Below are 24,255 nucleotides of genomic sequence, written 5' to 3' on the forward strand. Positions count from 1 at the left end.
AATTATCTTTCAGCCACAGGATCGTCTTCCTTAACGTAAAGCCAGATGTCGTTACGGCCGGACATCTGGCGTGCCATGATAAAACCATCACGCACGAGTTCTAAAATGGCTATTAAAGTAACGATGATCTCTATCCTTCCGCCTACGTCTTCAAAAAGTTCTGTGAATAGGACTTCAGAATTACCGCTTAGTTTATCCTTTATTAGTGAAATCTTTTCATCGACGGTGAATTTCTCGATCTCAACATTATATTTAATCTCTTCTTTTAAATCCTTCAAAATAGTCTTAAAAGCATCCATAAGATCAAATAGTGAAAGCTCTATTGTTTCGGAATCACCTTCTTCTCTTACATAGTCAGGGACAGGGCGAACAAAAACATTCCTTCTTCTTGTTTCCCTGCCGGCAAGATGATCGGCGGCTTTTTTGAATTTTTTGTATTCTATCAAATTCTTTACAAGATCTTCTCTGGGATCTTCATCTTCATCCTCGATTTCTCTTTTTGGCAGAAGCATCTGAACTTTTATCCTCATGAGAGTAGCTGCCATAACGAAGAACTCTCCTGCTACTTCGAGTTCAAGTTCTTTCATCATATCAATATAGGAAAGGTACTCACGTGTTATATGTGATATAGGTATATCGTAAATGTTTATCTTGTCTCTTCGAATAAGATGAAGAAGAAGGTCAAGGGGTCCTTCAAAATGATCCAGCCTTACCTGATATGCCGTTTCTTTTCTTTTTGATTCTTTTTCAAACATAAGATATCTTTCCGCCTGTCTCGCAAAAGGGAATTCCCCGATGGATGGTAAGCTAACGGGGTGTCTATGTCAACTTTTTAGTTTATTTGGAGTTTCCCCAATTTTTATAACCTATAAGGTAGTCGATGATTTGTAACAGTATGCGGCTGATTGATATTTTCAAAATCGTTGTCGGTTTCCCCGGCGAGAAAACCGCAACTCCCACCTCGGGCTCGCTCTTTCTGCCCCTTCGGGCCAGAAATCCTTGCCCGCTCGCCCTCCGGAGGGTTTTGAAAATATCATTCAGCCGCACTCATCAGCAATGAAAGCCCTATTCCACTTACCAATCCTGATAACTGATTGTATCTCGCAATGTTATTACAATACTTGCCGGATTTTCGGGGAAACTCCACTTTAGTTTATAGTCTGTTTTACTGAGTTTAGAATTTTTTTATATATGCGATAACAGGTATTACCAAAGGAAAACAGGACTGCACGGTAAGAGAAAATATTGCTTTTATTTGAAGATCTTCATTTAACTCTGAATATTCTTCTTTCAAAGTTTATTCTTCTCTCTGAAGGATAAAAGTAGTATAGAGAATAAAGGGTGAGCAGAAAAATCGCGGTCATATAAAAAGATGTAAGATCGAAGATATATGCAGCTATACAAAAATACGGAGTTATAAGAGCTAATCTTATCAATTTCTTTTCGAATGCCATAAATTTGTCGTTCCGTGTTGACTTTTTACCCTTCACACTATTCGCGAAATTGGCTCTTAGAAAGACGGGGCCGGCTAACGCTGAAATTGAAGAAATTACAAGGATGCCGGTGCTTAAGATTTTAGACGGACTGAACTTCTCCGGAAAAAGTATTCCATACCTTTTCAATAAGTAAACAGATATGAAGCCCGCCAAAGCCGGGATGAGAAAGCCTAAATATATCTTTTTCAAATATTCCACTATATCGCCTGATAAAGATTGATAATATAGTTTAATTGATAGAGTTATAACATTGTCTGCATATAGGTTATAACATAGCATAATTTACTACATAATAATCGTTATACTTGATTGTGATAATGACTTGTCCTTTCCCCGGTTTTAAAGAGTTTTAACAATCCTTCAAAAACAATCCATACCGCTATAATTAAAATTGCCATATTTATGATTTGAAGTAGAAAATTGCTTGAATCCCAAAACGTTATCTGATTGAGCAAAAGCGCCCAAACCGTCATCACCGACATAAAAGCCGCGGGCAGAGCTGAAACCAGAAATCTCATTTTCCCCTTCTGTCTGAGATAAAATGTGATTACTATAAGAGCCAGTGCCGCGAGAGTTTGATTGGTCGCTCCAAACAAAGGCCATAGTTTCAAAGCTCCCTTACCCCCCGCTCCAGTCGCGAAGGCAAGCACGAGTCCCGTAAAAACAGCTATAAAGGTGGCAATGTATCTCCCCGTAAGAAATTTCATTTTAAAATGCCCAAAGAGTTCTGAAATAACATAGCGCTGAATCCTGGTCGCGGTATCCAGGGTTGTTCCGGCGAATGAGGCCACAAAGACACCCATTATCACGAGGGCGATATTCCTTGAGAGCCCTGTAGAGGCAATCATATTTGCTGAACCGTCGACAAAAGCTCCGATTTTTGATTCAAGTCCCTTCGCGGCGGCCCATGACTCATAGTGCGTAGTCCAGGCATCTATACCTGTCAGTGTTTCTCCATTTTGAGCAACATAACCCATTCCTATACCGGCAGCTACGGCGATAATAACGAGTGTCGCCAGTGCGCCTTCCATCAGCATCGAACCGTAACCGACAAAGAGTGAATCTTTTTCAGTTCTCACCTGTTTGGCGGATGTTCCTGATGATACAAGTGAATGAAAACCGGAAATTGCTCCGCAGGCTATTGTTATAAAAAGAAACGGCCAAAGAGGCGGAGCACCTTCAGGCACGGACTGAACCGCTGGCGCTACAATTTCGAGGCCGCTTGTAAAAGCAGAAACTAGAATGCCGGCTACGAGCAGTGCCATGGCAATAACCAGCTGGTGTGAATTTATATAATCACGCGGTTGCAGGAGTGTGGTTACCGGAAGGACAGAAGCTATAAACGCGTATATTAATAGTATTATAGTCCATACGCCGGTTGGCGGTATACCTGCTACAGAAGGCATACCCAATGGAATATAGGTCCCCGCGACAACGGTGATATACATCAGCAGAACAGCAACAATGGACCATATCTTAACGTTCGCGCCTTTTTTGTAAATCATATACCCCAATCCAAGAGCAATTAACACTTGAAGCCAGACGGGGAATACGGCGGAAGGATACTTTGAAAAAACTACGGCTATAACCAACCCGAAAATGGCTATAATAATCCACAATTCTAGAAAAACTATTAGAAAGAAGAAAAATCTAGTCCGCGGACTTACATATTTGGAGGCATATTCAGCAATAGATTTACCCTGGTTGCGCATCGATATAATCAATGAACCGAAATCATGGACCGCGCCCATAACTATGCTCCCGGCAAATATCCAGATCAAAGCGGGCACCCACCCCCATATGATGGCTATAGCCGGTCCTACTATCGGTCCAGTCCCCGCGATTGACGTAAAATGGTGTCCGAAAATAATCTCTTTTTTTGTGGGAACGTAATCGATGCCGTCTTCAAGTTCCGCGGAGGGAACCGTGGCTTCATCGGATAGATTAAAAATCCTGTACCCGATGAATTTTCCGTAAAGATGATAGGCGATTATGTAACCGACAAAAACGAGCAGCATAATCAGCAGCGCATTCATAATTAACTTCCTCTTTTAGTTTATTAATTATTTTAAATAACACTGATGATTTTTTCACTTTCTGTATGCAAAATCAAGAAAAACTTCCTTATGCTATATATATCGGTAAAACTTCTTGTATATATGGTTTTTTAATGTTGGAATAATGTTTGCTTTCTTGTAGTTTTGATCTTGCTGCTCTAAACATCTGATTTTAGAGTAAAGGTAACCAGCCCTTACTTAAATCAGCCGGCCCTTCTGCGTTATCATTATCGGCAGGCAAGTTTTTAACTTTAGTGGATGGGAGAAAAGATATGTCAAAAAGAATTACTGTTTCTTTAATTATTATAATATTATTTTCTATATTCTTTCAGCCGAGCGTTTTCGCTCAAAGCAGGCTGGAATATCCTAACGATTTCGGAATTGAAATTGGAGGAAAATCCATCGTTTATTCTTTTACCTATCAGCGTATGCTCAATCATTATATTGGACTTGAAGGGGGTATTTCAGCTCTAGGAGGAGGCGATAGCGACGGCAACGCGACTGTGATTTTCTTCCCAGTTGGAGCCAAAGCCTATCTGCTTCCGAAAAATGGATCTCCTTTTATTACCGGCGGAATAGTGTTTATAAACGCGTCTGTGGAATCCGGACCTTTTGAAGATAGCACATCAAACTCATACACTTACGCCGGTTTGGGATTCGAATACCGCGCGGAGGGAGGATTTATTTTTCGCGGTACAGCGTATGGACTGATATCGGAAGGAAGTTTCTTTATATGGCCCGGCCTTCACGTGGGCTACGCATTTTAGGGCCTTATTCAATAAATAAATCAGTTTGTAAAAAAACCACCGGAATGTCAGTTAACATCCGGTGGTTTTTATAATATACCAGGTGTTTCTTTTGAGTAAATGTTACAAGTTTATATATTTAAGCTTGAACAAATTTTATTTTACTCGTTTTATCATCGATCTCTATTTTTCTTTCAATCGAAGTAGCAGCAAGTCCCCCTATATAGACAGAATTAAAATCGTCGTTTGCGTTTGATTTATCAATCTTGCAATAGACCTTAGATAACCTTTCTCTGTCATTCCCCTGCTTGAATATCATTGATTCATTACTGCTAATTCCGTGTCTGCCTAGATATGATCCAATCGCGACAGAGGACATACCGGAAGCTTCAACTTCCAATAACCCGATCGCGGGCGCAAAATGCCTCGTTTGCGCTATACAGTCATAAGCGGTATCCAATGAAAAAATATCTGTGGTCTGCACTCCCAATTTCCTGTTAAGGATACTTAATTTTATCAAATCCGGCTTGACGTTATATATGGTCTCAAGGTTTTTTATCGGTACTAACAAATGATGCAGCCCTGTGCTTACTTCTTCAATGGGTAATCCCGTAGTGTAAATTTCATTTGGGTCAATTTCAAATATTTCCGCTATACTTTCCGGCTTAACGTCTGAATGTTTATAATCTTTTACACTCTGTTTGATCATTATTTTTTCCAATAACCCGCCCTGATTAATTCTTACTTTATCCTTCATATCAGCTTTTGACGGTAAAACTGAATCATCCTTTCTCAGATAATGTATATCTACAGGTATATCACCTTCATTAGTTTCAATATATATTCTTGTATGACCATTGTTTAAATCTATTCGTCCCTCTTCAATAAGGGCAAAAGTGGCGCTAATTATACTGTGTCCGCTTATATTAACTTCATTGCTTTGTGTGTAAAACCTGATTCTAAAGGGTGATCTGCCAACTCCTGTTTCAGTAATATATGCCACTTCCACGAGACTGATCTCCTCGGCAATTTTCTGCATTTCATTTTCTGTTAATCCTTCAGCAGAAGTAATGACCGAGGATGGATAGCCATGGAACGGTAAAGTAGTAAATACATCCACATTCTTAATAATATAAGTTCGCATTTATTTTACCTCCCCATTAGATATTCGCATAAAGCACTATTTTAGAATTACTTTTATATAGTTGAGCATTCATTATAAACCCCGCTCTATGTAATTTATGTCCCCCTCTTTATTTGTTTTATTATATATATTGCATCCCGTTACACTGCCATAGGCGAAATTTTATAAAATAAACATTTTTTCCGGCCGCATCTAATATCATTAAGCAAATTCGGTTCCGTATATGGAAATACGCCAATTTTTTACTTTGTAAAATGGTAAAAAATAAATTCGCGGAACAAATTAAAACTATCCTCGCGGATGAAAGGTCCTGTGCACTTCCAGCAGATAGTTAGTATCGAGTTTTGTGTAAATCTGTGTCGTCGAGATGCTTGAGTGCCCAAGAAGCTCCTGAACTACACGGAGGTCGGCTCCTCCTTCGATAAGGTGTGTCGCAAACGAATGTCTGAGCGTGTGAGGAGTTACCTCCGGAGGAAAACCCGCTGAAGCAGAGTATTTTTTTATCATTTTCCATATACTTACCCTTGATATTCTTTCCCCGCGGTAGTTCACAAATACATAGGGACTTATTTTTGTTTTAACCAATAGAGGCCTCGAATCCTTCGAATATTTTTCTAGAGTTTTGAGTGCTTTTATACCAAATGGAACAACGCGCTCTTTTCTTCCCTTGCCCAATACCCTTAGGAAGCGATCTTCCGTATTAATCTTTTCAAATTTAAGATTGCAAATCTCTGAAACTCTCATCCCGGTCGAATAACCCATCTCAAGTATTGCCCGGTCTCTAAGCCCAAACTTTGTTTCATCAGGCTGCGAAATCAGGATATCCGCTTCAACCTGTGACAGCACGAAAGGTATTTTCTGTATTGCTTTTGGTGTTGAAATCTCTTTAATCTCGAGTTTATCAAGATACCCCTCACGGTATATAAACCTATGAAATCCTTTAACCGCACTCAGTATCCTTGAACAGTAAGAGGAGTTCTTCTTACTTCTAATTTCCGCAGCGAATGAAAGACTGGTTCTAAGATCCAACCCCTCAATACCGTAGAGATCTTTATCTTTTAAATACTTAATATACAGCTTTAAATCACCGATATATGCACTTATAGTTAAATTGCTTAGCCCTTTCTCTATCGTCATATAATCTATATATCGATCCACAAGAATTCTGATTATATCTTTTTTATCTTTATTCTTTGATTCCATGATAGATCTTTTTCGCAATCCTGATTCCTATACCCGGAATATCCGCGATGTCGTCTATTGACGCTTCTGAAAGCTTTTTAACACTTCCAAAAGCATTAAGAAGCATTATTTTCCGTTTCTCTCCTATGCCGTTTATTTCATTAAGCCTGGAACTTCTAATTGATTTCAATCTTAGTTTCCTGTGATAATCTATGGCAAACCTGTGCGCTTCATTTCTGATCTGCTGAAGTAATTTAAGAACAATGCTTTGTGAAGGAAGCTTTATTAAACCCTTTTCTCCGTATTTATGAATTTCTTCATTTTGTTTTGTAAGCCCAATAACAGGTATATTCCCAAGTCCTGCACCCTTAAGACTCCCCATAGCTGCCGAAACCTGCCCCTTTCCCCCGTCAATTAGTATTAGATCCGGTATTTCAGTGTCTTTAGACCTTCCCGCTTGTTCGAATCTTCTCGCTAAAACTTCGGCAATCATCGCAAAATCGTCAGAACCTTTCACTGTCTTGATCTTAAAATGCCGGTATCCCTTTTTGTGTGATTTGCCTCTGTGAAATACCACCATGGATCCCACAGCCATTGTTCCCTGAATATTTGAGATATCGTAACCCTCTATAATAAAAGGTGTATGGTAAAGCCCGAGCGTCTTTTTTGTTTCTTCCAGAACATTTTCTCTATCGCTTAAAACCTTTGGAGATTTAAAGAGTTTCAGCTCGGCGTTCTTCTCAGCGAGTTGAAGTATTTTATTCTTTCTCCCCCTCTTGGGAATCTTTATTTTGACCATTCGCCCGGCTTTTTTGCTCAGCCATTTTGCCAATAGTTCTCCTTCCGGAATATAGTTTCTTATATAAATCGAAGGCGGTATATCCATCACAGCATCATAGTAAAGTTTTATAAAAGACTCGGTAACCAGACTTATTTTATTCTCTCCCGTAGATGGGAGCATAAATGTCTCGGAATTCAGTATCTTGCCTTCACGGATTTTCATAACAACAGCACAGTAATAATCACCATCCCCTGACAACGCCACGATATCTTCATCACTTCCCAGAGGGTCAAACGCCAGCTGCTTTTCTGATATCTTCTTTACAGCTCTCATCTGATCCCTTAGCACCGCAGCCCTTTCATACTCTTTTTCGGCTGATAGTTTTCTCATTTCATCTTGTAGTTCCGATAATAATTTCTTGTTTCTACCGTTTAAGAAAAGTTTTACCTGCTCAACTAATTTCATATATTCTTCCTCTGTAATTTTCCCTGTACAAGGAGCTGAGCATTTACCAATCTGATAATAAAGGCATTCACGGTCGGTTTTTCGTTTTAATTTTCTATTCGAACATCTTCTTAAAGTGAATATATCACCAATTATGCTGAGTGTTCTTCTCAAAGAGCGAGTATCCGTGTAGGGACCAAAATAAACTGAATCATCCTTCTCGATATTTCTGACCACCATAATTCTTGGAAATGTATCAGTCATGGTTAATTTGATATAGGGATATTTCTTATCGTCCTTCAATTTAATGTTGTATAAAGGCCTGTATTCTTTAATAAAATTACATTCAAGAACAAGGGCTTCTATCTCACTGTCAGTTGTGACATAATCTATATCTCTCAACTTCTTCATAAGTGACGCTGTTTTCGAATCAACGACGGCGGACTTGCTGAAATAGTCTCTTACTCTGTTATTGAGATTTTTTGCCTTTCCCACATAGATTATCTTTCCCCCTTTACCTTTCATTATATATATTCCGGGATACTTCGGTATTTTCTTTATATTCTCTTTTAGTTTTGAGTCTTTTCTTGACAAATCAGAACCCTTCAATTATTTTCTTTAAATACTGGAGGTGTATTAAATGCCGGAACATAAGTCATGTTTGAAGAGAATGCGTCAAAACGAAACCAGGCGCCAAATAAATAAAAGATACAAGAGTTTTCTAGTTCATAGTATCAGATCTTTCAAAAAGATTGAAGATCCAGAAGCCGCAAAGGAAGAATTCCCCAGAATTACATCTATCATTGATAAATCCAGGAAAAAGGGGATCCTTCATAAAAACAAGGCATCCAGGATAAAATCGCGTCTTTCAAAAAAAACCAGCTGATATCAAACGCTCTTTTGAACTGCACTCAAAATCTTTTCCCTGACTTCTTCAATAGGAACGTCATCAACCTCGAGTGTGGCCCTGTGCATCAGTTCAACCTTTCCCTCTTTGAGCTTCTTGCCGACAGTGAGTCTAAGAGGTACGCCAATAAGCTCTGAATCCTTGAATTTAACCCCCGGACTTAAATCTCTGTCGTCAAGCAGGACATCCAGCCCATCACCCTCCAGTTCCTTGGTAAACCTTTCTGATATTTTCATCACCTCTTTATCTCTTGAATTAACCGGCAGCACTATTATATCAAATGGGGAAATCTCAGGGGGCCATATTATTCCCGCTTCGTCATAGTTCTGTTCTATGGCAGCCGCGGCCATTCTGCTTACGCCAAAACCATAACATCCCATTATAAAATGTTTGCTCTTTCCATCACTGTCGAGGAAACCCGCATTCATGCTCTTGGAATATTTTGTACCAAGCTTGAATATATGTCCCACTTCAACTCCGTTTTTCAGGAATAGTTTTCTTCCGCACTCCGGACATGAGTCACCTTCACGGGCCAGGGCGAGATTCCGGGTACTGTCTATATTAAAATCCCTTCCAAGAACGGCACCAACATAATGAACATCCTTTTTATTAGCTCCAATGACCATTTCGTCGAGGTTCTCAATCAATTTATCTGCAATAATCGAAACTCTGTCAGGAAGATTTACAGGGCCGGAAAAACCCTGAGGGCCACCTGTCAAATCTTCTATTTCATCCGGCTCGAGGAATCTCAATTCCGCGCCTTCAAAGAGGCTGACAAGTTTAGTTTCATTGACCTCTCTGTCACCGGGAATCAATACGGCAACATCCTTTTCGCCGACTCTGTAGAGCAATGTTTTAACAATTTCAGTTTTGTCTTTTTTTAGAAACTCAGCAACTTCAGCAACTGACTTGGTGTTCGGTGTTTTGATCTCCCTTATTTTCTCCAGTTTGGCTTTTCCTTCACTCTTTTTATTGATTTGGACAACCGCTTTTTCCAGATTCGCGGAATAACCGCACTCGCAGCCTAGAATTTTGTCTTCACCGTTATCCGCCAGAACCATAAACTCATGAGATTCATTTCCCCCTATATAACCTGATTCAGCGTCAACAACAGTGTATTTAAGTTCACACCGCTCTATTATTCTTTTATAGGCTTCCGCCATCTTTCTGTATGTCTCGTCCAGCGATTCTTCGTTCGCGTGAAAACTGTAAGCATCTTTCATTATAAATTCTCTCGCTCTAATAATTCCGTAGCGAGGTCTTATTTCATCGCGGAACTTTGTCAATATCTGATAGAGGCACTGCGGGAGATCACGGTAACTTTTCATTTCATCACGGGCAATCATCGTAATTACTTCTTCATGTGTGGGGCCCAGAGCAAAAACCCTGTCCTTTGAATCGTGCAGTTTGAAAAGTTCAGGTCCAAAACTATCAATCCTGCCGCTCTCTTTATAAATATCTATAGGATGAAGAATCGGCATCAATACCTCTTGAGCGCCGACTCTATTCATCTCCTCCCTTATAATTCTTTCAATTTTTTTGAGTACTTTTAACCCCATAGGAAGAAAAGAGTAAACTCCTGAAGTGAGCTTCTTTATCAATCCAGCTCTCAGCATTAACTTATGGCTCGGTATTTCGGCTTCTCTCGGATTTTCTTTAAGGGTTGGGATACAACTCTCTGACCAGCGCATCTCTCCTCTTTCTGTAGTGGCAATTAATGATAATTAAAGTTATTTTAATTCCAAACCTTCATTTTTTATAGTAAGCTAGTAGAGGACTGTTTGCAAGATTGAAGTACATATAGCGAAATATAGTATCACTTTTTTCTAAAGGATGGGATTAGATGAAAGTTGAACTAGGCAAGATGCTCGACGAAGGGTGCGTTATATTCGACGGCGCCATGGGCACGATGTTGTATGACAGAGGGGTTTTTATAAACAGATGCTTCGATGAAATCAATCTATCCAATCCTGATATGGTAAAGAATATTCATCGCGAATACATTAAGGCCGGAGCAGATATAATTGAAACTAACACATTCGGCGCTAATAAATTTAAACTGAAGCTACACGGGATTGAAGACAAAGTACGCAACATAAATAAAACGGGTGCTTTACTAGCCCGTGAGGCGGCTGGTGACAGCGCTCTTGTGGCTGGTTCGATCGGTCCTCTAGGAATAAAGATAGAGCCCTGGGGCCCAACATCTAACCTCGAAGCTCAAGAGGTATTCAAATCACAAGCAGAATCACTACTGGAAGGAAAGATTGATCTTTTTATTCTTGAAACTTTTGCCGACCTCAACGAAATCCACCAGGCGATAAACGCGGTAAAGGGAATTTGTGATCTTCCTGTAATTGCTCAGATGACACTCCAGAAAGACGGTTTGGGTCTATACGGCACAGAACTCTCCGTATTTACAAGGAGGCTTGACAGCTGGGGGGCTGACGTAATAGGAGTTAACTGCACTGTAGGTCCTAAAGTTATGCTCGAAGCTGTAAAGAAACTTGCCTCCTCGACTGATAAATATATATCCGTACAGCCAAATGCCGGAGTTCCCCAGAATGTCAATGACAGAAATATTTATATGGTATCACCTGAATATCTCGCTGAATACGCCGTAAGGTTTGTCAAAGCTGGCGCAAATATTGTCGGGGGATGCTGCGGGACAACCCCAAAACATATAAATGCTATATATAAAAGCCTTCGTGAAGGATCCCCTCCAAGGGTAATTCATATAGAAAAACAAACGAAAGAGGAAACCTTCAGGCAGGAGACAATAGTTCCTGCTTCAGAAAAATCACGCCTCTCATCCCTTGTAACCCGAGGTAAGTTTGTCAAAATAGTAGAACTCGTTCCGCCAAGGGGCTTTGACACAGGCGGTATCCTGCGCTCAGCGGAAAAACTTTCCGAATTCGGTGTTAACGCTATTAATATCCCCGACAGCCCCAGAGCTACATCAAGAATGAGCGCACTTTCTCTTGCCGTGCTTATTGAAAAAGAGATCGGTATTGAATCATTGCTGCACTACTGCTGCCGAGACCGGAATATACTCGGTATGCAGTCTGATCTTCTGGGGGCCCAGGCTCTTGGACTTAGAAATTTATTGATTATAACAGGTGACCCTATAAAAACTTATGACTATCCAGACGCTACCGCGGTATTTGATATAGATTCAATCGGATTGATGAATGTAGTTCGAAAATTAAACCACGGCTATGACATAGGAGACAGAAAACTTAAAACACCCACCTCCCTGTTTGCCGGTGTTGGAGTAAATCCAGGGGCAATTGATTTCGAAGAAGAGTTGAAGAGATTTTACTGGAAGGTTGACGCTGGAGCTGAATTTGCAGTAACTCAGCCTGTTTTTGATATTGACATCTTTGTAAAGTTCTTTAAAGCAACGGAACATATGGATATCCCTGTAATAGCGGGAATATGGCCTTTGTCTAGTTATAGAAACGCTGAATTTATGAATAATGAGCTTCCGGGAGTAACTGTTCCCGAGGATATAATGAAACGTATGAAAGAAGCCAGGAGTGGTAAAGAGGCTACACGTGAAGGTGTCAAAATCGCATCCGAACTACTTGAAGAACTTAAACCTATGATAGCCGGCGCCCAAATAAGCGCTCCATTTAACAAACACGCTCTGGCGCTGCAAGTTCTTGATTCAATCGATTGAATGAAAAACGCGAAATATAGTTTTCATTAAGTATTGTATCTTAAAGTAATCTTCTGTAATGATCAGCGGAGTAATGACCACTGAAAGACTCTACAGCGGGGCCTGACAGCAGACAATTCTGGGCGCCTGAATCAGTTTTATCAAAACTTACGGTCAAAACATCCCCTCCGGAGGTTTCACACGATACTGGAGACTCTGTCATTCCTAAATGTGATGTTATTACCGCTATAGCGACTGCTCCTGTTCCGCAAGCCAGTGTTTCATCCTCTACCCCTCTTTCATATGTTCTGTAAAATATATAATTTTTATTAATCACCTTTACTATATTAACATTCGTTCCATGGGGTTCAAACATGTGATTGTATCTTACGGGACTAATTATAGATAGAAAATCCTTCCTTGATATTTCTCTAGCATTATCGGAAATCAATACCGCGTGCGGAACACCGGCCAAGGCAAATGAAAATTCAGGAGCAACTTCTCCAATATCTATGTTCAGTTTTACACCGGAGACATCGCCCAGTGATATTGTAACTTTCCCCTTTCCAATCTTCCCTTCAATTATCCCGGAATCAGTTTCAAATTCGAAATATTCATTTATAATCGAATTATCAAAGGCAAATTTCGCCGCGCATCTTGCTCCGTTTCCGCACATCTCGGCCCTGCTGCCGTCGTTATTATAATATACCATCCTGAAAGAAGCATCTTCAGAGGGCTGAACCAGAATCAAGCCGTCGCCCCCTATGCCGAAATGCCTGTCGCACAGAGCTGATATCATGGCGGGTGATGATTTAAATGTTTCATCCATATCATCTATTACAATAAAGTCATTTCCCGCGCCGTGCATCTTTGAAAAAGGAATCTTTTTTTCCATCTTAATCATTTCCAAGTTCAAGGTTTTCTATCTCTTCAATCTCAGCGGGTTTGAGATTAATTGTGTCCCGCAGGCTTATGCCCGGTTCTTCATGTGTTAAACTGGAATCTTCCGGATCTGCATAATATCCTTTCGTACTGTCATCATTTATATCTATAAACGCGGATAACAGATAATCTCCGGGCAGAACACTTTCAAATTTGTAAACCCCGGCAGAATCAGCAAAAACTTCATAATCCTTCTTATCTTCACTGACATTCCTTAGTCTCATAGTGATGATCTTATCAAAACTTGTACTATTCTTGATTATGCCATTTATTTTTCCAGGTTCATCAGGGTCTATTATATTTAAAACAAAGTTGCTGTAAATACTGTTTAGTCCAGTAAGATATATGGTGTCCGGGTGAATAATATAGAATTCCTTGGAAGCAGAGAAATCACCATTATTATCGGTATCGACAAATGCCCATATCCTGAAACCTGAACTGTCTGTGGGCAGGTACCGGAAGGAAAAACTTCCATTCTCATCTGCTTCGGCAGTTCTTAATTCCGGCTTCTGATATAAATGTTCAAAAGTATCAGGCTCTGAGCTTGTCAATTTTGCTATTCCGTCTTCTGCAACTATATTCTTGAATTTAATGTCACCAGTTATTATTCCCTTTTCCAGCGAATCTGCTGTCGAGAAATAGAAAATTTCGCTTCTCTCGGATTCTACGTTGTGGTTATCCGTATAACCTTTTTTGAGGTAAAAAGAGAGGGTTGTTTCCGGCAGTAATTCTTCAAATTGGATTTCAACCCTGTTGCCGCTCACATCTATCTTCTTGAAAGTTACTTCCGGATAAACGATTATTCTTTTCCTCAAACTTTCAGAATCCAGTTTCTCACTGAAGATAATTTCAACCTTTTTTGTTCTGCTGACGCCTGTAGAATTTTCCGCCGGTTTTATTTCAATTAATTCCGGCGGTGTCTTATCCTCCGGACCGCCGGTTGGAGGTTCCATGACAGCACACGCGAAAACTAGAAAAAGGGTACTTGATAAATACCAGGTGAAATGCCTCAAACTCCTATAACTCACTTTCTGAGGGTATCAGCAGGGCTATAATAGCTCTCTGGATATGCAGCCTGTTTTCCGCTTCATCGTAGACAACTGAGTGTTTACCGTCGATTACAGAGTCTGTGACCTCAAGCCCTCTATGAGCGGGAAGACAATGCATAAAAAGGGAATCACTGTTAGTATGTTCCATTAGTTTATCATTTACCTGGTAGGACTTAAACTCTTCCATTCGTTTTTTCTCCTCATCCTCCTGTCCCATGCTTGTCCAAACGTCAGCATACACAACATCCGCGTCTTTGACGGCATCAAATGGGTTTTCTATGTATTCAAAGTCCGGATTTCCGTCAGATTTTAATTCTTCGAGAAAAGTGGGAGATATATTGTATCCCTTAGGAGAAGACAAAACGAATTTAAAGTCAAATCTGGACGCGGCATTCAGCCAGCTTCTCGAAACATTATTTCCATCACCTATAAAGACAACCTTTTTCCCGTCAATTGAACCAAGTTTTTCAGTGATTGTAAATATATCTCCAAGCACCTGGCACGGGTGAAGAAGGTCTGTCAAACCGTTTATAACTGGTACGCTCGCGTACTTGGCAAGGTCGTCAACCATTTCCTGGCTGAATGTTCTTATCTGTATAGCATCAAGGTACCTTGAAAGAACTTCTGCTACATCTTTCGGCGCTTCTCTCGAACCTATCCCTAATTCTCTGTCCGTCAAATAAAGACTCGAACCTCCAAGCTGCCTTATTGCTATTTCAAAACTAACTCTTGTTCTCAGACTCGGTTTATGAAAAATGCAGCCCAGGACACGCCCGGGGTGAGTTTGTTTTAAGGAGAAATTCTTAGCCTTAGGTTTCTGCTCTTTGCACAGATCCATTATAGCTACAAGTTCATCGCGGGAGAAATCCCTTAAAGAAACAAAGTCCTTTTTACTCAATTTCATTTCCGCTCCTTCCTAAAGGACATATCTTGCCATGTCATCATCTTTTACAATTTTTTCAAGCTTCTCTCTTACCTCTTCAGCGGTAATTGTGATTTCATTCATCTCTTTTGAAGGCAGTTCAAAAAGAATATCTTCAAGCAGTGTAGTCAATACGGTATGCAGACGTCTGGCGCCGATATTCTCCATTTTCTGATTTGCTTTAAAAGCCATATTTGCAATCTCTTTGATAGCTTTCCCGGTAAAGTTAATTTTGCATTCTTCTGTCGCTATCATAGCGCTATACTGTTTAATAAGCGCGTTTTTTGGCTCTGTAAGAATTTTTTCAAAGTCTTCGGCGGTTAGAGAATCCAGTTCTACTCTAATTGGAAATCTACCCTGAAGCTCAGGTATCAGGTCTGAAGGTTTTGACATGTGAAAAGCGCCAGCCGCCATAAAAAGTATATGGTCTGTCTTTACGGTGCCATATTTTGTGTTTATTGAAGAACCCTCTACAATTGGGAGAATGTCTCTCTGCACCCCTTCTCTTGAAACATCAGGGCCGCTGCCTCCGCCAGATTTTGCTATTTTGTCAATCTCGTCTATAAAAACGATCCCCGTTTCTTCAACAGCTTTGATAGCGAGAGAAACAACTTTTTCCATATCCAGCAATTTTTCCTTTTCTTCACTCAACAAAATCTCTTTTGCCTCTCCGACCGAAACTGCTTTGTTTTTCTTTTTATCAGGAAACATCTTCTTTAAACCTTCAGGTATATTAAATCCCATCTCCTCTATTCCGCTTCCTGAGAATACCTCGATCATAGGCGTTGCTTTGTCAACTGCTTTGACTGTTATCTGTCTTTCGTCGAGGTCTCCGTTTATCAATTTTTTTCTAAGTTTTTCCTTTGTTCTCTCTCTTCTTTCCTCCATCTCCGCGTCAGATGATTCTGGGGCTTTATCTGAAGCGGGCAAAAGCAAGTCAAGAATTCTGTTGATCATGTTTTGATGGGCTATTTCCTCTATCTCCTCAAACATTTTCTCCTTTTCAGTACTTATTGCTATGGAAACAAGGTCTCTGATCATCAGTTCGACATCCCTGCCGACATAACCAATTTCAGTAAATTTGGTAGCTTCCACCTTTACAAAAGGAGAACCGGCCAGATTCGCGAGCCTTCTGGCAACTTCCGTTTTACCAACACCGGTTGGGCCTATCATAATAATATTATTCGGCATTATTTCATCTTTAATGTCACCCTCGACATTTCTTCTTCTCCATCTGTTTCTCAGGGCTATCGCGACAGACTTTTTAGCTTCATTCTGTCCGATAATATATTTATCCAGTTCTTCGACTATTTTCTTTGGAATAAGTTTATCCATATCATCTATCACCTCAAAAGGAGAGAGTAGTTATACTGCTGTTTGTGTAAATACATATTTCAGAGGCTATTTCAAGTGATTTTCTCACTATATCCTCAGCTCCCAATTTTGTCTCATTAATATATGCCCTGGCGGCCGCGAGCGCGTAAGGTCCTCCTGAGCCAATTGCCAGAATTCCGTCATCAGGTTCAACGACGTCCCCTTTTCCGGAAATTATCAATGAATGCTTTTTGTCCATAACAGCCAGAAGTGCCTCTAGATGGCGGAGTATCTTATCGCTTCTCCATTCCTTCGCCATCTCCACTGCCGCTTTCATTATATTTCCGCTGTACTGTTCTATTTTACCTTCAAATTTAGTAAATAATGTCATGGCATCCGCCGTACTGCCTGCAAAACCGGCTAATACGGAGTTTTCCGTTATCTGCTTTACCTTAACCGCTCCGTGCTTCATCACAGTATCCCCGAATGTGACCTGTCCGTCACCTCCAATCGCGTAATGTTTGCCGCGACGCACACCCAGTATTGTAGTTCCCTTAAACATAACATTTCCTTTCTCAATCTGTTATCTAATATCATCAAATCAATATATAAATCAAGTATCTAATCTTTTATATAATCCTCCCAATATCAGCGTTTTTATAACAAGAGTATGAATGTGGAATCCGGGTTTTTCAATAACCCGTCCCAATTACTATTTTGTTAAACATGTATAAAAAATAAATAATTTATTTATCTAACGCCCTCGGATGCGCCTGATCATAAACCTCTCTTAATTTTTCTGTTGTAATATGTGTGTAGATCTGAGTAGTTGACAAATTGACATGCCCGAGCAATTCCTGCACAGCTCTGAGGTCAGCACCGGCATCCAATAGATGTGTTGCAAATGAATGCCTTAAAACGTGAGGGCTCAACTTGGATAAGTTCGCGGCGCATATTAGATATTTTCTTACAATTCTCTGAATGGTCCGGTTACTTATTCTTCGGTTTTTTCTTCCCAAAAAGAGGGGTTTATCCAGATTACCCTTGAAGAATTCCAGAAACTTCTGCCTGGACCTGCAAGCTGTTTCGGGAGCGTTATGTGCTTCCTTCAAATATAACTTCAGTGAATCAGAAGCCTTTCCAGACAGAGGTAAATATCTTTCCTTACTTCTTTTGCCCAAAACCCTTATGATGCCTTTTTCAAAATTACAGCTTCCTATGTTACAACCCGTAAGCTCAGAAAGTCGCATCCCAGTACCATACAAAAGTTCCAATATTGCTTTGTCTCGCAGTCCTTTACTATTATTCAAATCCGGTAGATCCATAATTCTCTCTATAGCTTTAAGATTCGCGAAGACTGGAAGTTCTTTATCAGCTTTAGGAGTCTGAAGCCCGATTGTTGGATTATGCTCGATAAAGCCTCTCTGCTTACAAAAAAAGAAAAGACTCTTCAGTGACGCGGATTTTCTCGCAACACTGCTTTTTGAATACCCCTTCTTTAACAGCAGGGCTAGAAATGATTTTACTGTCAAGTAGTCGATATCCACGAGGCTCGCGTTTTCTGAAATCTGCGCCTCAATATATTCAAAAAATTGCTTTATATCACACTGGTACGCCCTGAGTGTCTGATCAGAGACACTTCTTTCGATTCCAAGGTAAACCAAATATTCCTTCAAAGCTTTATATAATAGCATAACGGAAGTTTATCACAGTATTCAATAATCGTTCAAGTCTTGATAATAAAAGAGATACTGCCACAAATAAAAATATCGTTTTATCTCTATTTGCATTCTTAATATTAATTCTGTCAGCTAATATTCTTCTTAAGTATCAGTTTATTTATCAAGAATAAACTTCATGCTTACAGGCGGGACATTTAAAGAAATCGCCCTTACTTTTTGTTGATTTTTCAAGAAGAATGCTGCCTCCGCACTGAGGACATTCTCTGTCAACTGGTTTATCCCAGGAGGCAAAATCGCATTTTGGATAATTGCTGCATCCGTAGAATATCTTTCCCCTGCGCGTCCTTTTTTCAATAATATCTCCATTGCAATCATCACGGGGACACTTCACTCCTATTTTAACAGGTTCTGTATACTTACAATCGGGATAATTTGAACACGCGATAAAACGGCCAAACCTACCATTTTTATATTTTAACTTTCCGCCGCACCTGGGGCATTCTCGGTCGAGGTCCTCCTCGTCGAGAGATTTCGTAAATTTACATTCAGGATATCCCGGGCATGCCAGAAACTGGCCATTTCTACTCCACTTCTTTATAAGCTTTTTCCCACACTTTTCGCAAACTTCATCCGTCTCCTCCTGAACCAGTTTTTTAGCATCACTTTTTTCAACCTCGAATTTTTCAAGATCAATTTTCAAATGGCTGTAATAATCCTCTATCACATCCTGCCATTCTGTCTTGGCCATTTCAATTTCGTCCAGTTTATTTTCCATCCCCGCGGTAAACTCAATTTCGAATATATCATTAAATAGCTTATCGAGTATCCTCCAGACCTCTTCACCGAGTTTAGTAGGATAAAGTGTTCTTTTTTCCTTGGACGCGTATCCCCTGGTTTGGATTATAGCCAGAATACTCGCGTATGTGCTCGGACGTCCAATTCCGTTCTCTTCAAGTGTTTTAATAAGAGCGGATTCTGAAAATCTTGCCGGCGGTTCTGTATAGTGCTGTTTCCCCTCGAGTTTTTTTATCGTAATTACTTCCCCCTCGGAAATATCAGGAAGCTGAACATCTTCCTCTTTCTTTCTGTCAGGCATAATATCAAGAAATCCCTTTTTTTTAAGCACTCTGCCGTTTGACCTCAGCTGATAAATTCCCGCTTTTAGATCGGCGCTAATTGTTTGATAGACCGCGGGTGTGGAAAGGGAAGCTAAAAAACGCTGCCAGATCAGTTTGTAAAGAGCAAGTTGATTTTTCCCAAGATGCCTTGATAATGAACCGGGTGTTTTGAAACAATCGGTAGGTCTTATTGCTTCATGGGCGTCTTGAGCCGATTTGTTCTTCTTAAAATGCCTTCTCTTTCCGATAATACTTTCTTCTGCGAATTCCTTTTTTAAGTATGAAACACCGTTTTTATAAGCGTCATCACTTATTCGTGTAGAGTCAGTTCTCATATAACTTATGAGGCCGAATGAGCCTTCGCTGCCCAGCTCCACACCTTCGTAAAGCTGCTGAGCGAGAACCATCGTTTTCTTGGCTGAAAAACCCAGCCTTGAAGCGGCGTCACGCTGCATTGTGCTTGTAATGTAGGCTGGATAAGGATTCCTCTTCTTCTCCTTTTTAGAAATTTTATTCACATAGACTTTTTCCGCTTTGATAGCCGCGACCGCGGATTCGGATTCTTTTCTGTTCTTTATATCAGCCTTTTTGCCGTCTATCTTTACTAACTTGGTATCAAATGAATCGCCTTGGGCGTTCATTAATTCACCTTCAACAGTCCAATATTCAACCGGGGTGAATATTCTTATTTGATTTTCTCTTTCACATAATAGCCTGAGACCAATAGTCTGAACTCTGCCGGCGCTTAACCCCCTGTAAAAAACCTTCCACAGAACTGGACTGATAAGATATCCAACAAGTCTGTCCAATATTCTGCGTGCCTGCTGAGCTTTAACCTTGTTCATATCGATATTGCCCGGATCCGCTACAGCTCTCTCTATTGCTTTTTGTGTAATCTCGTTAAATACTATTCTCTTTATATCTACACCGCAATTATCAAGTATAGTGCTCAAATGCCAAGCAATAGCCTCCCCTTCGCGGTCCATATCAGTCGCGATCATTATATACTCACTTGATAGGGCCGACTTTTTGAGCTTTTTAATAACTTTAGTTTTGTCCTTCATATTCACATATTCAGGATTAAAACCATTTTCGATATCAATACCCAGCTTCTTCTTCGGAAGATCTCTAATATGCCCTACAGAAGCTATAACATCGTAATTATTATCCAAGTACTTCATTATAGTTTTTGCTTTAGCTGGCGATTCGACTATTACAAGCGGCTTGCTCATTATCTAATCCTTAATTAATTTTGATATTATCCGGTGAATTCTCTTTACTGAAATTATCCATCAAATCACCACTGAAACTCCTAACCATCCTCTTTACATCATCGAGGGTAGCGGGGTAAGATCTCTCAATAGAAATAGTTTCTAAGAGAATGCCGAGTTCAGGTTCTGAAATAGCTTCTGAATCGACAAGCTGTAAAACATAACCCTGAGCCTCAGTAGAAAGATTTAATTTCTCGGATTCACTCAGAACTCTTTTGAACTTACGGACTGACGGAATATCAAAGTTTCTCCGGAAAACTGATTCAATAGCTTCATTGATCTCTTTCTCCGTATAGCCCATTTTCTCCAATTTGTCTATTGGGTCTTCATTATCTGAACATTTATGAACCTCTGATATAAAAGAGGTGATGAACTTCTTTAAATCTTTTTTCATTATACTTTCCCTTTACAAAAATAGTTCCGAGAAGTATTGAAAATGGTAATTTTCACTTTCTTCCGCAACAGTTTTTATATTTTTTACCGCTTCCGCACGGACAAGGTTCATTTCTTCCTATTTTTCTACGTTTACGCTGTACTGTCTTTCTTCCTGATTTACCGGCTTCATCGGCACTCATTTGCCTCGCCCTCGTTAATTTATCATCCTTTACGCCGGGACTGCTGTAAGCGTCTGTTACTTCGTGTACTGTACGACCTTTTTCTTTCTCTTTACGGTCTTTTTCGAGCCTGGCGTGAAACAATCCCCAAAGAACCGACTTGTTTATATCATCCAGAACATCGGTAAAGAGAGCGAAAGCTTCCTGTTTATATTCTATTACAGGATCTTTCTGGGCGTATGACCTCAAATGTATTCCCTCTTTCAAATTATCAAGTTCGCGCAGATGTTCCATCCACTTAGCGTCAATACTTTGGAGCATGACCATCTTTTCCAGTTTAGACATTATCTCAGGAGATATTGTAGATTTTCTTATTTCATAGGCTTCGTGAGCTTTTTTCACAAAAGCGTCTCTTATGGAAACAGGGTCGATAAATTCATCTTCTTTCTCTTCGGGAACTTCAAACGGCACTATGAAGATCTGTTCCAGCTCCAAAGCTGCCGCTTCAATATCCCAATCTTCCTTATACGCATTTTCAGGAAGATACTTTTCAATTACTGAACCAATATATTCCTCGATGAAAACGCTTACAAGCTGGTCGAGTTTTTCGCTGCGGAGAATCTCATTACGTTGATCGTATATTACCTCGCGCTGTTTGTTCATAACATCATCATATTCAAGAAGTCTTTTTCTAATACCGAAGTTATACATTTCAACACGTTTCTGAGATTTGGATATTGCTTTTGTAATAAAGCTGTGCTGTATTGATTCTCCCTCTTCAAGCCCAAGCTTATCCATAATCGCGGAAACCCGGTCCGAACCGAAGAGCCTCATAAGGTCATCCTCAAGCGAAATAAAGAATTTTGAAGCTCCCGGATCACCCTGTCTTCCGGATCTTCCTCTAAGCTGTCTGTCAATTCGACGACTTTCATGCCTCTCGGTTCCTATAATGTGAAGACCGCATGGCATATCTTGAATGCAGGCACTTATTTTGTCATCATCGCAATCTTCACACTCTTCGGGATTTTCACAGTCTATACAGCAGTTTTCACACTTTACAACTCCCTTTTCCAGTTTAATATCTGTTCCCCTCCCCGCCATATTTGTAGCTATAGTTACAGCACCCGTTTTTCCCGCGTACGCTACTATCTCCGCTTCCTTCTTATGATGTTTCGCGTTCAATACGTTATGAGATATCCCCTCTCTCTTTAACATCCGGCTGAGGGTCTCAGAAAAATCAACAGATATTGTTCCTACAAGTATAGGTAATCCCTTTCCGTTCAGTCTCTTTATTTCATTGATTATCGCCTGTACCTTTTCCCTTTTTGTTTTGTATATCTTGTCGTCATAATCTATTCGCCGAACCGGTCTATTGGTAGGAACAACCTCAACATCCAGATCGTATATCTTATGAAATTCTTCTTCTTCTGTTTCAGCGGTTCCAGTCATACCCGCGAGTTTATCATACATTCTAAAATAATTTTGAAGGGTAATTGTAGCGAAGGTTTGTGTTTCTCCTTCTACTTTTACTCTTTCCTTAGCTTCGAGAGCTTGATGAAGCCCGTCGCTGAATCTTCTGCCCGGCATGAGTCTCCCGGTAAATTCGTCGACAATCAGCACCTTCCCCTCCTGCACAACGTATTCAACATCTTTTTCAAAGAGTGTGTATGCTTTAAGGAGTTGATTGAAATTATGAATTTTTTCACTCTTCGAGGCATATTCACGGTATGCGTTGTCTTTCTTTCTAATTTTTTCTTTGTTGGAGAGTGACGCGTCGGCATCGATTTCATGGAGTTTCTGCCCCAAGTCAGGAAGAACGAACAATTCTCTGTCAGCGCTGCTAAGTGCCTCTCTCCCCTTCTCAGTAAGATCCACAGTTCCCGCTTTTTCGTCAATTACGATAAACAGCTCTTCATCGAGCATGTGGAGTTTCTTCTCCCTCATGTAATCTGCTTCAACAGAAAGCATCATTCTTTCGTATCCTGTCTTTTTCCTCAGTTTCATAAACCTTTTATTTTTTGGGTCTCCCCTGCGGGCAAGAAGAAGGATCTTCCCAATCTCATATTCATCTTTCCCTTCGTTTTCCGAATCAGATAAGGAAAGATCCTTTAAGATATTATTTACCATTCTCTTTTGCTTCTTAACTAAATTCTCCACACGGCTTCTCAGCAATTCAAAATCATCTCTAATAGATGAGCCGGGTACAGGACCGGATATAATAAGGGGAGTTCTCGCTTCATCGATTAGAACACTGTCGACCTCGTCAATAATAGCATAGCGGTGTTCCCGTTGAACTTGTTCTTCCAATTCAAGTTTCATATTATCCCTGAGATAATCGAAGCCGAACTCATTGTTCGTGCCATAAGTAATATCGCAACTATAAGCCTCTCTTCTTTCATCAGTCATCATCTCGTTCTGAAGGCATCCCACAGTAACTCCGAGATATTGGTATATCCCCGACATCCATTCAGCGTCTCGTTTGGCTAAATAGTCATTTACGGTTACAAGTGAAGCGCCCTTTTTCTCGAGCGCGTTAAGATATAGCGGCATCGTTGCAACAAGTGTCTTGCCTTCTCCGGTGGCCATCTCGACAATAGAGCCTCTGTGAAGACAAATCGCGCCGGCAATCTGAACATCGTACGGAATCATATCCCATTCTATTTCATGCCCGGCTACGCCCCACTTATTTCCAACATTTCTCCTGCAAGTTTCATGAACCAAACCGAAGGCTTCATGCATAATATCATCAGTTGTTTCACCTTCCGAAAGCCTGCTTATGAATTCCTCGGTTTTTCTTGAAACTTCCTCCTTTGAAAGTTCCCTGTATTTAACACTCCATTCTTTTACAGCTTCTATATCAGGACTGAGTGTCTTCATCAGTCTTGTTTTTCGATCACCGAAGAATTTTTCTAGAATACCCTTAAACACATTTACCTCCATATCATCATCAACCTAATATATGAAGAACCTGTTATCAACAAGCAATAA

At 40.2% G+C, this 24,255-nt stretch carries 19 protein-coding genes; 3 read left to right on the forward strand and 16 right to left on the reverse strand.

Features of this window, described 5'->3' with window-relative positions; genetic code table 11:
- Positions 1–2 precede the first annotated feature (2 nt).
- The 3 genes from U5O15_04735 to U5O15_04745 form a co-directional block, all read right to left on the reverse strand.
- Entirely contained in the window at positions 3–755 is a 753-nt protein-coding gene (locus tag U5O15_04735; protein ID MDZ7859957.1) for a segregation/condensation protein A, read from the reverse strand.
- 510 nt (positions 756–1,265) lie between these two features.
- Complete coding sequence (locus U5O15_04740) at positions 1,266–1,685, reverse strand: hypothetical protein (GenBank protein ID MDZ7859958.1); 420 nt, start codon at positions 1,683–1,685, stop codon at positions 1,266–1,268.
- Positions 1,686–1,795: 110 nt separating this feature from the next.
- Positions 1,796–3,532 carry a carbon starvation protein A gene (locus tag U5O15_04745; protein ID MDZ7859959.1) on the reverse strand — a complete coding sequence of 579 codons (1,737 nt, stop codon included), beginning with the start codon at positions 3,530–3,532 and terminating at the stop codon, positions 1,796–1,798.
- Between the two features lie 293 nt (positions 3,533–3,825).
- Here U5O15_04745 and U5O15_04750 point away from each other — a divergent pair, with 293 nt between their 5' ends.
- Positions 3,826–4,320: a hypothetical protein gene (locus U5O15_04750; GenBank protein ID MDZ7859960.1), complete on the forward strand. Its 495-nt coding sequence runs from the start codon at positions 3,826–3,828 to the stop codon at positions 4,318–4,320.
- 118 nt (positions 4,321–4,438) lie between these two features.
- Here the strand turns inward: U5O15_04750 and U5O15_04755 are convergent, their stop codons facing one another.
- The 3 genes from U5O15_04755 to uvrC all read right to left on the reverse strand — a co-directional run bounded on the left by U5O15_04755 (position 4,439) and on the right by uvrC (position 8,444).
- Positions 4,439–5,443 carry a PhzF family phenazine biosynthesis protein gene (locus U5O15_04755; protein MDZ7859961.1) on the reverse strand — a complete coding sequence of 335 codons (1,005 nt, stop codon included), beginning with the start codon at positions 5,441–5,443 and terminating at the stop codon, positions 4,439–4,441.
- A gap of 288 nt (positions 5,444–5,731) precedes the next feature.
- Positions 5,732–6,646, reverse strand: a complete 915-nt coding sequence (gene xerA / locus U5O15_04760) for a site-specific tyrosine recombinase/integron integrase (GenBank protein MDZ7859962.1) — start codon at positions 6,644–6,646, stop codon at positions 5,732–5,734.
- Complete coding sequence (uvrC, locus tag U5O15_04765) at positions 6,630–8,444, reverse strand: excinuclease ABC subunit UvrC (GenBank protein ID MDZ7859963.1); 1,815 nt, start codon at positions 8,442–8,444, stop codon at positions 6,630–6,632. The genes xerA and uvrC overlap by 17 nt, the downstream gene beginning before the upstream one ends.
- A gap of 46 nt (positions 8,445–8,490) precedes the next feature.
- Between uvrC and rpsT the strand changes: the two genes are divergently transcribed.
- Positions 8,491–8,736, forward strand: a complete 246-nt coding sequence (gene rpsT / locus U5O15_04770; GenBank protein ID MDZ7859964.1) for a 30S ribosomal protein S20 — start codon at positions 8,491–8,493, stop codon at positions 8,734–8,736.
- Between the two features lie 2 nt (positions 8,737–8,738).
- Here the strand turns inward: rpsT and U5O15_04775 are convergent, their stop codons facing one another.
- On the reverse strand, positions 8,739–10,448 hold the full coding sequence (locus U5O15_04775) for a proline--tRNA ligase (protein ID MDZ7859965.1): 1,710 nt from the start codon (positions 10,446–10,448) through the stop codon (positions 8,739–8,741).
- A gap of 152 nt (positions 10,449–10,600) precedes the next feature.
- On the opposite strand from U5O15_04775, the gene U5O15_04780 reads away from it, so the two are divergent.
- Entirely contained in the window at positions 10,601–12,436 is a 1,836-nt protein-coding gene (locus tag U5O15_04780) for a bifunctional homocysteine S-methyltransferase/methylenetetrahydrofolate reductase (protein MDZ7859966.1), read from the forward strand.
- A gap of 40 nt (positions 12,437–12,476) precedes the next feature.
- Here U5O15_04780 and dapF read toward each other — a convergent pair whose 3' ends face one another.
- From dapF to secA, 9 genes are all read right to left on the reverse strand, one after another.
- Positions 12,477–13,319 carry a diaminopimelate epimerase gene (gene dapF / locus U5O15_04785; GenBank protein MDZ7859967.1) on the reverse strand — a complete coding sequence of 281 codons (843 nt, stop codon included), beginning with the start codon at positions 13,317–13,319 and terminating at the stop codon, positions 12,477–12,479.
- Entirely contained in the window at positions 13,312–14,370 is a 1,059-nt protein-coding gene (locus U5O15_04790) for an Ig-like domain-containing protein (protein MDZ7859968.1), read from the reverse strand. The genes dapF and U5O15_04790 overlap by 8 nt, the downstream gene beginning before the upstream one ends.
- A gap of 4 nt (positions 14,371–14,374) precedes the next feature.
- Complete coding sequence (gene argF / locus U5O15_04795; protein MDZ7859969.1) at positions 14,375–15,310, reverse strand: ornithine carbamoyltransferase; 936 nt, start codon at positions 15,308–15,310, stop codon at positions 14,375–14,377.
- Positions 15,311–15,322: 12 nt separating this feature from the next.
- Positions 15,323–16,663: an ATP-dependent protease ATPase subunit HslU gene (hslU, locus tag U5O15_04800; GenBank protein MDZ7859970.1), complete on the reverse strand. Its 1,341-nt coding sequence runs from the start codon at positions 16,661–16,663 to the stop codon at positions 15,323–15,325.
- 13 nt (positions 16,664–16,676) lie between these two features.
- Positions 16,677–17,204, reverse strand: coding sequence for an ATP-dependent protease subunit HslV (gene hslV, locus U5O15_04805; GenBank protein MDZ7859971.1), 528 nt, complete (start codon positions 17,202–17,204; stop codon positions 16,677–16,679).
- Positions 17,205–17,388: 184 nt separating this feature from the next.
- Complete coding sequence (locus U5O15_04810) at positions 17,389–18,336, reverse strand: tyrosine recombinase XerC (protein MDZ7859972.1); 948 nt, start codon at positions 18,334–18,336, stop codon at positions 17,389–17,391.
- A gap of 148 nt (positions 18,337–18,484) precedes the next feature.
- A complete protein-coding gene (gene topA, locus U5O15_04815) occupies positions 18,485–20,674 on the reverse strand; it encodes a type I DNA topoisomerase (protein ID MDZ7859973.1) in 2,190 nt (729 codons plus the stop codon).
- A 10-nt stretch (positions 20,675–20,684) separates the two neighbouring features.
- Positions 20,685–21,107 (reverse strand): DUF494 family protein, encoded by a 423-nt coding sequence (locus U5O15_04820; GenBank protein MDZ7859974.1) that lies wholly within the window; start codon positions 21,105–21,107, stop codon positions 20,685–20,687.
- A gap of 52 nt (positions 21,108–21,159) precedes the next feature.
- On the reverse strand, positions 21,160–24,195 hold the full coding sequence (gene secA, locus U5O15_04825) for a preprotein translocase subunit SecA (GenBank protein ID MDZ7859975.1): 3,036 nt from the start codon (positions 24,193–24,195) through the stop codon (positions 21,160–21,162).
- Positions 24,196–24,255 lie beyond the last annotated feature (60 nt).

Source organism: Candidatus Krumholzibacteriota bacterium (assembly GCA_034520215.1).
Classification (GTDB): domain Bacteria; phylum Krumholzibacteriota; class Krumholzibacteriia; order Krumholzibacteriales; family WJIX01; genus JAGHBT01.